This window comes from Rhizobium giardinii bv. giardinii H152, from assembly GCF_000379605.1.
In the GTDB taxonomy this organism is placed as follows: Bacteria; Pseudomonadota; Alphaproteobacteria; order Rhizobiales; family Rhizobiaceae; genus Pararhizobium; species Pararhizobium giardinii.
The window spans coordinates 171,242-183,133 of the sequence record NZ_KB902578.1 but is presented as its reverse complement, the minus strand read 5'-3'; the positions used below and the strand labels follow the sequence as shown (position 1 = coordinate 183,133).

Genomic DNA, 11,892 nt, shown 5'->3' with positions numbered 1-11,892 from the left:
CCCGCCTGGCCCGTGAAGCCGGCGAACCGAAATGATCTGAAGCACGGGCGAAAAAGCCGCCGCGTGAAGGCTTCGCCGCGCCAAGTGGGGAAGTCGGATGAAATCTGTAGGTTTCCGCAGACGCGATTTGATATAGAGGCTTTGCAACGACGTCCACGACCAACAGGAAACGCCCCATGGCAAAGATCACAAATGTCGCAGTCCAGATGGACCACGTCTCCAGCATCAACATCGCGGGCGACAGCACCTTCGCCATGAGCCTCGAAGCGCAGGCGCGCGGCTACAAGCTGTTCCATTATACGCCCAACCAGCTGTCGCTGCGCGACGGCAAGATCTTCGCCACCGTGCAGCCGATGCTGCTGCGCGACGTCAAGGGCGATCACTATTCGCTGGGCGACGCCGAGCGCGTCGACCTGTCCACCATGGACGTCGTGCTCTTGCGCCAGGACCCGCCCTTCGACATGGCCTATATCACCTCGACGCACCTGCTCGAGCGCATCCACCCGAAAACCCTGGTCGTCAATGATCCCGCCTGGGTGCGCAATTCGCCGGAAAAGATCTTCGTCACCGAATTTCCCGACCTGATGCCGAAGACGCTGATCACCCGCGATCCCACTGAAATCGCCAGCTTCCGCGCCGAGATGGGCGACATCATCCTGAAGCCCCTTTACGGCAACGGCGGTGCGGGCGTCTTCCATTCGACCCGCGACGACCGCAACCTGTCGTCGCTGCTTGAAATGTTCGGCCAGATGTTTCGCGAACCGTTCATCGCCCAGGAATACCTGCCGGCCGTGCGCAAGGGCGACAAGCGCATCATCCTGGTCGACGGCGAGCCGGTCGGCGCGATCAACCGCGTTCCGGCCGAACACGACGCGCGTTCCAACATGCATGCCGGCGGCAAGCCGGAGGCGACCGAACTCACCACGCGGGAGAAGGAAATCTGCGCCCGCATCGGCCCTGCGCTGCGCGAGCGCGGTTTCCTGCTGGTCGGCATCGATGTGATCGGCGACGTCATGACCGAGATCAACGTCACCTCGCCCACCGGCATCCGCGAAGTGAAGAAGTTCGGCGGCGCCGATATCGCCGCGCTTCTCTGGGACGCCATCGAACGAAAGCGTGCCTGACGAAAGAGCCGGCCGGATCGCGCTCGTGACCGGCTGGCGCAACCGATTGCAGCTTAAGGATGTTCACGGTTGTTCCGCTTCGTTCGCGAAATACAACCTTGATTCAACCTATGCGATTATCGTTGCCAAATCCGTTCGATAATTGTTCTTGTTTTATTCCGTTATTCGTGCAAGATTTCCCCACACAACCGGTGGAGGTTGTGGTGGCAGGGATGTGAGCCTGCCTCGCGGCAAGAGGGGCAGTCATGGTCGCGCGTGTCAGTACGGTTGCATTCCAGGGCATAGAAGGCGTGCCGGTCGACGTCCAGGTGATGGTGGCGCCCGGAAAAGTGGGCATGCAGATCGTCGGCCTTCCGGACAAGGCGGTGGCCGAGAGCCGGGAGCGCGTCCAGGCAGCGCTGCATGCCTCGGGCCTGTCGCTGCCTGCCAAGAAAGTCACCGTCAACCTCGCGCCGGCGGACCTGCCGAAGGAAGGCAGCCACTTCGACCTTCCCATCGCGCTCGGCCTGATGGCAGCGCTCGGCGCCATTCCCGCGGATGCGCTCGGCGGCTATGTGGTCATCGGCGAACTTAATCTCGACGGGACGATCGCTGCCGTGGCCGGTGCGCTGCCTGCGGCGATCGGCGCCAACGGGCTTGGCAAGGGGCTGATCTGCCCTTCGGAAAGCGGCGCCGAGGCAGCCTGGGCCGGTGCCGAGATCGATATTCTTGCGCCGCGCAGCCTGATTGCGCTTGCCAATCATTTTCGCGGAACCCAGGTCTTGTCGCGGCCGGAGCCGGCGGTCCGCGCCAGTGCCGCCAACATGCCCGATCTCGCCGATATCAAGGGGCAGGAAAGTGCCAAGCGGGCGCTGGAGGTGGCCGCGGCGGGAAACCACAATCTGCTGATGGTCGGCCCGCCCGGCTCCGGCAAGTCGATGCTTGCCGCCCGCCTGCCCTCCATCCTGCCGCCGCTCTCGCCCGCCGAGCTGCTTGAAGTCTCGATGATCCATTCGATCGCCGGACAGTTGCCGGGCGGCAAGCTGTCGGACCGGCGGCCCTTCCGCACACCGCACCATTCGGCGACGATGGCCGCGATGATCGGCGGCGGCCTGCGCGCCAAGCCGGGCGAGGCCTCGCTTGCCCATAACGGCGTGTTGTTCCTCGACGAGTTTCCGGAGTTCACGCCGCAGGTGCTCGATGCGCTGCGCCAGCCGCTCGAAACATCCGAATGCATCATCGCCCGCGCCAATCACCGCGTCACCTATCCGGCGGCCATCCAGTTGGTCGCCGCTATGAACCCCTGCCGCTGCGGCATGGCGGGCGAACCGGGGCATAGCTGCGCCCGCGGCCCCCGTTGCGTCGCCGACTACCAGGGCCGCATTTCCGGGCCGTTGATGGACCGCATCGACATCCGCATCGATGTCCCCTCCGTCACCGCCGCCGACCTGATCCGCCCGGCACCGGCCGAACCGAGTGCCGTGGTCGCAAGACGCGTCGCCCGCGCCCGCGAAATCCAGGCGGATCGCTTCATCGCCTTCGGCATGCCGGAAATCCTGTCCAACGCGCGCTGCTCGACATCCATGATCGAAAAGATGGCCGAGCCGGATGCCGGCGGCCTGCAGTTGCTGCGCGACGCAGCCGAGAAGATGAAATTTTCGGCGCGCGGCTACCACCGCGTCCTGAAGGTCGCCCGCACGCTCGCCGATCTCGACGAGAAGGCAACGGTCGGGCGCATCCATCTGGCCGAAGCGATCTCCTACCGGATCGCCGGCGAACGGCTGACGGCGGCGGCATGAGAAAGGTCTGCAAAAGACCACCCTCACGCAGAGATGAGGGCGGTCTTGATCTTCAACGCGCCGATCGTGAACGATCAGCCGACGAGATGTTCGAACAGCACCGTCGAGAGGTAGCGTTCGGCGAAGGAGGGAATGATGACGACGATGTTCTTGCCTTCGTTCTCCGGGCGCTGGCCGACCCGGATCGCAGCCGCCAGCGCGGCACCGGAGGAGATACCGACCGGCACGCCTTCGAGCTTGGCGACGCGGCGCGCTGTTTCCACGGCCTGGGCGCTGTTGACCGTGACGATCTCGTCATAGATTTTCGTATCGAGGATGGCAGGCGCGAAGCCCGCGCCGATGCCCTGGATCTTGTGCGGCCCGGGAGCGCCACCGGACAGGATCGGCGATTCCTCCGGCTCGACGGCGATAACCTTGATCGACGGCTTGCGGCTCTTGAGCACCTGGCCGGCGCCGGTTATCGTCCCGCCGGTGCCGATGCCGGAAACCAGGATATCGACGCTGCCGTCGGTATCGTTCCAGATTTCCTCGGCCGTCGTCTTGCGGTGGATTTCCGGATTGGCCGGGTTTTCGAACTGCTGCGGGATGATCGCATCCGGCAGGGTCGCTGCCAGCTCTTCCGCCTTGGCGATGGCGCCCTTCATGCCCTTCGGGCCTTCCGTCAGCACCAGTTCGGCGCCGAGCAGCGCCAGCATCTTGCGGCGTTCGACCGACATGGTTTCCGGCATGGTGAGGATCAGCTTGTATCCCTTGGCTGCGGCGGCAAAGGCGAGCGCGATGCCGGTATTGCCCGACGTCGGCTCGACCAGCGTCGTCCTGCCGGGCGTGATCTTGCCCTGCGCTTCCAGCGATTCAATCATCGCAACGCCGATACGATCCTTGACCGAGGCGATCGGATTGAAGAACTCCAGCTTCGCCAGAAGATTGGCCTTCACCCCGTTTTCCTTCGCCAGCTTGTCGAGGCGAACGATCGGCGTATCGCCGATCGTCTCGGTGATCGAGGAATAGATGCGGCCGCGGCCGGGCTTGCGCTGCTCTGACATGGTGTTCTCCCTTTTGCCAAGTTGTGAGGGACAATAGGATCAAACCACACCGCTTGCCAGAGGGCTATTCTCCAACCGCTTGATGCCCATTGGAAAAAACTGTTGCGGAAGCGTGCCTTGCGGAACGAATTTTTCAGGCAGCGCGGGTCGCGATATAGGCGGCGGTGGTTCCGAGAATACCCGCAGCGATCCGGTTCAGCGACTTCAGCGCACGCGGCTGTTTCAGAAGCAGGCGGGCACGGGATGCAAGCAGGATATAGGGGATCAGAACCGCCATCAGGACGATGAAGGTCGAGCCGACGAGAACGGCATATTCATTAAGACCGATCGCGCGCAGATCGATCAGCGTCGGCACCAGGGCCACGTAGAACAGCATGGTCTTCGGGTTGCCGAGCGTCACCAGCAATCCGGACAGGAAGGACAGGCCCACGCTGGCGCTTTTCTTCGCCTGGATATCCTGCGGCAAAAGGCCGGCGGTCCAGAGCTTATAGGCGATATAGACGAGATAGAGCGCGCCGAGGATCTTGATGACCATGAAGGCGGTGGTGAAGGTCTGGGCAACAAAGGCAAGACCAAGGATGACCGCGGTCAGATAGAAGAGGTCGCCGAGAACAAGGCCGAGCCCCATGAAGAAGGTCTCGCGGAAACCGGAGCCGAGTGCCCGCGCGACGATCGCCGTCATGCCCGGCCCGGGAATCGCGGCGGCAATGAAAAGCGCGCTGCAATAGGCAAGAAGGCTGGCAAGACTCATCGTCGGCTCCGCGGATTGGCGAGCGGGCTAGTTAGCCGTTTTTCTTGGCCCAGGCAATTTGGCTGCATTGATCGAAATCGCCGTTCCGGCTAAGGCATTGCCGAAGCATGACGAAAATTTCGTCCTTTCGCCGCCCCGAAACTGGAGGCCGTCCATGCCTGGAACCGCAAGTCTTGCCGCCTTTGCTCTCGTGGCACTTGGCATGGTGCTGACGCCCGGGCCAAACATGATCTATCTGATCTCCCGCGCCCTTTGCCAGGGGCGTGTGGCGGGACTGGTTTCGCTCGCCGGCGTCGGCCTCGGTTTCCTGGTCTACATGCTCTCGGCCGCCTTCGGCATCACGGCGCTGCTTTTGGCCGTACCCTATGCCTACGATGCGCTGCGGTTCGCCGGCGCGCTCTATCTCCTCTATCTCGCCTGGCAGGCGCTGCGTCCCGGCGGACGCGCAGCCTTCGAGGTGCGCAACCTGCCGGCCGACAGTCCGCGGCGTCTTTTCCTGATGGGCTTTGCAACAAGCCTCTTGAACCCGAAGATAGCGGTTCTCTATCTGTCTCTGCTGCCGCAGTTCATCGATCCCGCAAAGGGCGAGGTGTTTTCCCAATCCGTCGTGCTTGGCACGGTCCAGATCTTCACCAGCCTTTCCGTGAATGCGCTGATCGTGTTGACGGCCGGCTCCATCGCAACCTTCCTCTCCGGTCGCCCAACCTGGCAATCCGTGCAGCGCTGGCTGATGGGCGGCGTGCTCGGCGCGCTTGCCGTTCGCATGGCGATCGAAAGCCGCCGCTGAAGCGGTCTTCTTCCTCCCAACCAAGACTCGAGCATAGCATGACAACAGCACTTCTCATCATCGACGTCCAGAACGCCATTCTCGAAGGCGAAGGCACGCCCGAACGTCAGCCGGTCATCGACGCGGCGCTGAACGAGACCGTCGGCCGCCTGCAGTCGATCCAGGCACGCGCCCGCGCCGCCCATATCCCGGTCATTCTCGTGCAGCATGACGGCGGCCCGGGCGACCCGCTCGCCCGTTCATCGAAGGGCTGGGCCTTGCGCCATGAGATTGCGCCGGTTCTCGGCGAGACGGTGGTTCACAAGACCAGTTGCGACAGCTTCTTCCAGACCGACCTGCAGGAACAACTGGCAAAGCGGTCCATTACCCATCTGGTCATCGGCGGCTGTCAGACGCAGTTCTGTGTCGATACGACCGCGCGCCGCGCCGTATCGCTCGGCTATGATGTGACGCTGCTGTCCGATGGACATTCGACGGGCGACATGGGGGAGCTGACCTTCTCGCAGATCATCGCCCACCACAACGCCCTGCTCCGCGGCTTCAATGCCGGCGGTCACGCGATTGAATTGCGCCGGTCCGACGAGATCACCTTCTGACGATCAGCCAGGAAAAGTGCGAAGCGGTTTTCCGTCCGGATTTGCGTCGAAACAAGCAGCCTTCGCGCGTCACGTTTGACGCGCGGCGCTGCAGGCAGCCGCTATTCGAAGACCGGCCGCATGAAGCTGCGTTCGTAGCTCACGATGCAACGGGTTTTTTCGGCAAGGGCAAAGGCGGCCTGGCATTCGGCGTCCTTTGCCATGCGCTCGCGATAGTCCTCGTATGCGGCAAGACTCGGGAAGCTGAAGAGGGCGAGTGCGATGTTGTTCGCACCTTCATGCGGCATGAAATAGCCGTGATGCTTGCCGCCCAGCCGATGGACCAGAGGGATCCAGAGCTTCGCATATTCCTCGAATTCGGCGAGTTTGTACGGGTCGATCGTGTAGCGCAAAGTGCAGGTGATCACGCATTTCTCCTTTGAACGGCTTCGTCTGTTTGATGCCCTGCAGGACGGGGCAATGTCCAGCCGAATGTCATGCCGGCGGCCGCGATAAGGATCGCCGCGGAGCCGAGGAGCTGGGCCGGCTGCAGCTGATGGCCGAAGGCGATGCGGTCTACCGCAAGGGCAGCGACCGGATAGATGAACGACAGCGCACCGGTGAGATGCGTCGGCAATTTCTGGATGGCGCCGTAGAGCAGCACATACATCAGCCCCGTATGCACCGCGCCCATGGTGACCAGCAACGCCCATTGAGAGGCTTGCGTGGGCAGGCCGGAGGCACCGGCGAAAGGTGCGAGCATCAGCAGGCCGGTGATGACCTGGATCAGCGCGATCAGATGCGGCGGCGTTCCCTTCAGCCTTTTCGCGACAAGCGCGGCCAGTGCGTAGAAAAACGCCGCACCCAGGGCGAGAGCTATCCCCATCAGATAGTCGCCGCCGGTGAAGCCGCCTGCGGGCTTGGCTTCGACGATCGCGATCATGCCGGCAAAGGCGATGCCCAGCCAGAAAAGCTTCGTCATCGTGATCTTTTCCTTGAAGAACAGCGCGCCAATGGCCAGCAGCATGAAAGGCTGGGTGTTGTAGACCATCGTGGCAATCGAGATCGAGGCGCGCGAATAGGCAGCAAACAGCAGCAGCCAGTTGACGACGATCGCGACCCCGCCGAGGACCGCGAGCGCAAACAGCCGCCAGGTCAGGATGCCGGCGCGGAAATGGCCGAGGGAGGCACAGATGGCGATCAGCGTCAGCGCGCCGAACAGGCAACGCCACAGCACCACGTCGATCACCGGCTGACCGGACGCCAGGACGAACCAGCCGATCGTGCCCGAAATCAGCATGGCAGCGGTCATTTCGATACTGCCGGTCTTGATATCCTTTTCCATCACGCCGCTCCTTTGAACATGCCGACAGGATAAGCGGAGAAAAGTCGCCGATATATGGATTTCAGAAGGCAGACGTGGGATAATACCTAATCATGAAAGCCAAATGTCGAATTTTGCCTTACGGAGATTTCCATGCTCGATGACCTCGACCGCCGCCTTCTCGACATTCTGTCGGTCAATGCGCGCATCTCCTTGAAGGAGCTGGCGCAGGAGGCGGGCCTGTCCTCCCCGAGCACGGCCGACCGGCTGCGGCGGCTGGAGGATCGCGGCGTGATCACCGGCTTCACCGTCGGCGTCAATCCCGCGGCACTCGGCTATGCCCTGCAGGCTGTCGTGCGGGTGCGGCCGATGCCGGGCATGCTGCATATCGTCGAGAAAATGATCCAGGAGACGCCGGAATTCGTCGAATGCGACAAGGTGACGGGCGATGACTGCTTCATCGCCAAGCTGCTGGTGCGGGACATGGAGCAGCTCGACGCCATCCTCGACAAGGTCGCCGAACGCGCCCAGACCAATACGTCGATCGTCAAGTCGACGCCAGTGAAACGCCGGCTGCCGCCGCTCCACAGCGAGAAATAGGTGTCAGAATTCGGCCATCGGCGAAAGCATGACCGGCTGCCGCAGACGATCCGCAGCGTCGCCCCGGACCATCAGGCTGGTATGAGAACGAAATGGTTCCGGCATCCCCTGCCAATCGAGCCGATCGGGCGGCAGACAGACTTCAACCCGGCTCGGGCGCTGATCGAGGGCGGCAAGAATGACGGAGAGCGGCGGGATCGTCTTGCCGACAACGTCGAGAAGCCGAAAGCAATCCGCCTCGCCGGATTTCCACGCAACGACACTCTCCGGCTGGTCCAGATAGCTAAGCCGGATGCTGGGATCGAAGCAGCCGTTCAGCAGAAACATTTCCGCATGTACCCCTACGGCGAAAATCGAGGAAACCGGCGTTCTTTCGCGCAACAGCCGCTTGACCAGCGCCACGTCGCCGGCGTTGTCGAGCAAAACCGAGCGCGACGCGCCGATCGGCTTCGCAGCCACTGGTGCCGGGCCAGAAAACTGATGCTGCGGCAAGATCTTGAACCCATAGGGCTGATAGATTGCCGGCTTGTCGGTCAGCAGAAGACCGAGCTCGAAACCCTGCGCGTCGCACCAACTGAACGCACGCCTCATCAGGTCGCGGTAAAGTCCCCAGCCCCGCCACTGAGGCCGCACCGCACCGGACTGGAAACCGGCCGCCTTCACCAGACCGCCATCGACCATCATCGGCATGGAAAAAACGCTGAGATTGGCGGCGCAGATGCCGTTCTCGTCAAAATAGGCGAACGGCATGCTGGTCGGATCGGGGCCGCCGAACCGATCCTGAACGCTGACATCGATGCCGAACGTCTCGTGCAGCAACGCCACCAGCGCGGCGAAGGCGGCGGGATCTCCGAAATAATCCTGCCGGAAGGTCAGTTGGCTGATGCCGGTCGTGAGGGGCACCTAGACGCCCGTCGAACCAAATCCGCCGGCTCCGCGCGCAGTGTCGCTGGCATCCGATGCCTCGCGAACGGAAACCTGCGTCACCGGCGCAATCACCATCTGGGCAATGCGCATGCCGCGCTCGATGACGAAATCCTCATCGCCGAGATTGACCAGCAGCACCTTCACCTCGCCGCGATAATCGCTGTCGATCGTACCGGGCGTATTGAGGCAGGTGATGCCGTGCTTGAAGGCGAGGCCGGAGCGCGGACGGATCTGCGCCTCGTAGCCGGCCGGGACTTCGAAGATGAATCCGGTCGGCACCAGCGCCCGCTTGCCAGGCGACAACACCAGCGGCTGATCGGCGCTGACGGCGGCGCGGAGGTCCATGCCGGCAGCCCCGGCAGTCTCGTAGGACGGCAGATCGATGCCTGCGCCATTCGGCAGGCGAACAAGATTCAAGGTCGGGCGGGTGCGTGCGTGTAGGGTCATGGTCGCATTAGTTTGCCGTCTGCGTCGGCGGGTCAATTGCAAAGTCGGGCCGAAATCGGTAGATAGCCCGCAACTCACAGGAATCTAGACATATGGCCGAAAGTCTCGCCGAGGCGGTTTCCCGCCGCCGCACCTTTGCTATTATCGCGCACCCGGACGCGGGCAAGACCACGCTCACCGAAAAGCTGCTGCTGTTCGGCGGCGCGATCCAGCTTGCCGGCGAGGTCAAGGCGAAGAAGGACCGCATCCAGACGCGGTCCGACTGGATGAAGATCGAGCGCGAACGCGGCATCTCGGTCGTCACCTCGGTGATGACCTTCGAGTATGGCGGCAATGTCTTCAACATTCTCGATACGCCCGGCCACGAGGACTTCGCCGACGACACCTATCGCACGCTGACGGCCGTCGACGCCGCCGTGATGGTCATCGACGCCGCAAAGGGTATCGAGCCGCGGACGCTGAAGCTGTTCGAAGTCTGCCGCATGCGCGACATCCCGATCATCACCTTCATCAACAAGATGGACCGCGAAAGCCGCGACCCGTTCGAAATCCTGGATGAGGTCGAGGAAAAGCTGGCGCTCGACTGCGCCCCCGTCACCTGGCCGATCGGCCGTTCGAAGACCTTCTGCGGATCCTACCATCTCGCCGACAACACCGTGCGAGGCGCCGATACGCAGGAAATCCTCACCAAGGTCAACGGTCCGGAAATGGCCGCCCATCGCCTGCCGGAAAATGAGCGCGACGCCTTCATCGACGAAACCTCGCTCGCGATCGAGGCCTGCAAACCGTTCAACAAGAAGGCTTTCCTCGAAGGCCATCTGACGCCGGTGTTCTTCGGCTCGGCGCTCAGGAACTTTGGCGTGCGCGACCTCATCAACGCGCTCGGAGACTTCGCCCCACCGCCACGCGATCAGGTGGCCGACGTCCGGACGGTGCAGGCGACCGACGACAAGATGACCGCCTTCGTCTTCAAGATCCAGGCGAACATGGACCCGAACCATCGCGACCGCATCGCCTTTGCCCGTATCTGCTCCGGCAAGCTGGAACGCGGCATGAAGGCGCGTCTGTCGCGCACCGGCAAGCAGCTCGGCCTGACGGCGCCGCAGTTCTTCTTCGCCTCGCAGCGTCAGCTTGCCGATACCGCCTATGCGGGCGATGTGGTGGGCATTCCGAACCACGGCACTCTGCGCATCGGCGACACGCTGACCGAAGGCGAACAGCTCGTGTTCCAGGGCGTGCCGAACTTCTCGCCGGAAATCCTGCGCCGCGTGCGGCTCGAAGATGCGATGAAGGCCAAGAAGCTCAAGGAAGCACTGCAGCAGATGGCCGAGGAAGGCGTCGTGCAGCTGTTTTCCCCGGAGGACGGCTCTCCGGCCATCGTCGGCGTTGTCGGCGCTCTGCAGCTCGACGTCCTCAAGGAGCGTCTGCAGTCGGAATACGGCCTGCCGGTTTCCTTCGACGTGGCGCGCTTCTCCGTCTGCCGCTGGATTTCGGCCGATCAGCCGGCGGACCTGGATAAATTCATCACTGCCCGTCGCGGCGACATCGCCCGCGATCTCGACGGCGATCCGGTGTTCCTGGCACAGGATTCGTTTTCGCTGCGGTACGAAGCCGAACGTTTTCCGGCAATCAAGATGGTCGCCATCAAGGAATATCACGTCGCCAAGGCGGCGTGATATCGACTGCCCACCGAGCCTTGCGTCATGAGAGGCCGCGGATCATCAGCCATGCGCCGGCAGCCACGAGGATGGCGCCGGCCACTTGCGACAGCCGCTTTCCGCCAGGCATGACTTTTTCGGCCAGCACGAAGATCGCAAGCCCGGCGATCCAGAGAATGTTCATCACCCCGCCGACGAACAGAAGCGCCATCAGCGGCCAGCAGCAGCCGACGCAATAAAGGCCGTGGCGCAGCCCCATCCTGAAGGCACCCCAGGGCTCGCGGCGAAAGCCGCCCTCGCTCTGGATGAAGGCGACGGGCGCGCGGCATTTGCTGAGGCAGGCATGCTTCAGCGGCGTCCACTGATAGAGGCCGGCGAACAGCAGCAGCATGCCGCTGAACAGGCCGCTGGCGCTTTCCATCATCGGCGTCAGCAGCAGGGCGCGTTCAAGCAGCCACTGCCCGAAGGTTGCCACGAGCGCAAACAGGAGCCAGGCTGCGACATAGCCGCCGCCGAAGATGCCGGTGGCGGCAAAGGGCGCGCCCTGGCTGGCGGCGTGCCGCCCGACCCGCGCATAGAGCAGGATCATCGGCGCGGCCGACGGGAGCATCATGCCGACCATCATCACCGACCACATGGCAAAGACGAGGAATGCCTCGCCCGGGCGCCATGCGCGCGGCGTCAGCATTGCCTCGGCCATGCCGGGCATATCCGCCATGCCGTCCATCGGTTCCATCGGCTTTTCGCTCGTGGCCATGTCGGCGAGCGAAAGCAGATAGAGCCAGGCAAGCAGCGTGATGGCCGCCAGGCTGAGCGCTATGATGATCCGGTCCCGCTTGAGCACGGCGTCGAGCGTGATGCCGGGCATGGATTGGCTC

The 11,892-nt window shown here is 63.1% G+C and carries 13 protein-coding genes; 6 read left to right on the top strand and 7 right to left on the bottom strand.

The annotated features are described in order from the left end of the window. Positions 1-176 precede the first annotated feature (176 nt). Both gshB and A3AY_RS0100915 read left to right on the top strand, forming a co-directional pair. The gene (gene gshB, locus A3AY_RS0100925; RefSeq protein WP_018323789.1) at positions 177-1,124 is read left to right on the top strand and encodes a glutathione synthase; all 948 of its coding nucleotides are present in this window, start codon (positions 177-179) and stop codon (positions 1,122-1,124) included. Between the two features lie 245 nt (positions 1,125-1,369). Continuing rightward, entirely contained in the window at positions 1,370-2,902 is a 1,533-nt protein-coding gene (locus tag A3AY_RS0100915; RefSeq protein ID WP_018323787.1) for a YifB family Mg chelatase-like AAA ATPase, read from the top strand. Positions 2,903-2,976: 74 nt separating this feature from the next. Here A3AY_RS0100915 and cysK read toward each other — a convergent pair whose 3' ends face one another. Next, the gene (gene cysK, locus A3AY_RS0100910; RefSeq protein WP_018323786.1) at positions 2,977-3,945 is read right to left on the bottom strand and encodes a cysteine synthase A; all 969 of its coding nucleotides are present in this window, start codon (positions 3,943-3,945) and stop codon (positions 2,977-2,979) included. A gap of 133 nt (positions 3,946-4,078) precedes the next feature. Then, on the bottom strand, positions 4,079-4,696 hold the full coding sequence (locus A3AY_RS0100905; RefSeq protein ID WP_018323785.1) for a LysE family translocator: 618 nt from the start codon (positions 4,694-4,696) through the stop codon (positions 4,079-4,081). Between the two features lie 154 nt (positions 4,697-4,850). On the opposite strand from A3AY_RS0100905, the gene A3AY_RS0100900 reads away from it, so the two are divergent. Both A3AY_RS0100900 and A3AY_RS0100895 read left to right on the top strand, forming a co-directional pair. Continuing rightward, entirely contained in the window at positions 4,851-5,483 is a 633-nt protein-coding gene (locus A3AY_RS0100900; RefSeq protein WP_026202986.1) for a LysE family translocator, read from the top strand. 38 nt (positions 5,484-5,521) lie between these two features. Further along, positions 5,522-6,079 carry a cysteine hydrolase family protein gene (locus A3AY_RS0100895; protein ID WP_018323783.1) on the top strand — a complete coding sequence of 186 codons (558 nt, stop codon included), beginning with the start codon at positions 5,522-5,524 and terminating at the stop codon, positions 6,077-6,079. 101 nt (positions 6,080-6,180) lie between these two features. On the opposite strand, the gene A3AY_RS0100890 is transcribed toward A3AY_RS0100895, so the two are convergent. Together A3AY_RS0100890 and A3AY_RS0100885 are read right to left on the bottom strand one after the other, a co-directional pair. After that, positions 6,181-6,486, bottom strand: coding sequence for an NIPSNAP family protein (locus A3AY_RS0100890; RefSeq protein WP_018323782.1), 306 nt, complete (start codon positions 6,484-6,486; stop codon positions 6,181-6,183). Continuing rightward, positions 6,483-7,403, bottom strand: coding sequence for a DMT family transporter (locus A3AY_RS0100885; RefSeq protein WP_018323781.1), 921 nt, complete (start codon positions 7,401-7,403; stop codon positions 6,483-6,485). The genes A3AY_RS0100890 and A3AY_RS0100885 overlap by 4 nt, the downstream gene beginning before the upstream one ends. A gap of 132 nt (positions 7,404-7,535) precedes the next feature. Here A3AY_RS0100885 and A3AY_RS0100880 point away from each other — a divergent pair, with 132 nt between their 5' ends. Continuing rightward, positions 7,536-7,982 (top strand): Lrp/AsnC family transcriptional regulator, encoded by a 447-nt coding sequence (locus tag A3AY_RS0100880; RefSeq protein ID WP_018323780.1) that lies wholly within the window; start codon positions 7,536-7,538, stop codon positions 7,980-7,982. 3 nt (positions 7,983-7,985) lie between these two features. On the opposite strand, the gene A3AY_RS0100875 is transcribed toward A3AY_RS0100880, so the two are convergent. Continuing rightward, positions 7,986-8,885, bottom strand: coding sequence for a GNAT family N-acetyltransferase (locus A3AY_RS0100875; RefSeq protein ID WP_018323779.1), 900 nt, complete (start codon positions 8,883-8,885; stop codon positions 7,986-7,988). Next, positions 8,886-9,356, bottom strand: a complete 471-nt coding sequence (dut, locus tag A3AY_RS0100870; RefSeq protein WP_018323778.1) for a dUTP diphosphatase — start codon at positions 9,354-9,356, stop codon at positions 8,886-8,888. Positions 9,357-9,448: 92 nt separating this feature from the next. On the opposite strand from dut, the gene A3AY_RS0100865 reads away from it, so the two are divergent. Continuing rightward, positions 9,449-11,032, top strand: coding sequence for a peptide chain release factor 3 (locus A3AY_RS0100865; RefSeq protein ID WP_018323777.1), 1,584 nt, complete (start codon positions 9,449-9,451; stop codon positions 11,030-11,032). A 25-nt stretch (positions 11,033-11,057) separates the two neighbouring features. Here the strand turns inward: A3AY_RS0100865 and A3AY_RS0100860 are convergent, their stop codons facing one another. Further along, positions 11,058-11,882, bottom strand: a complete 825-nt coding sequence (locus tag A3AY_RS0100860; protein ID WP_018323776.1) for a DUF2182 domain-containing protein — start codon at positions 11,880-11,882, stop codon at positions 11,058-11,060. Positions 11,883-11,892 lie beyond the last annotated feature (10 nt).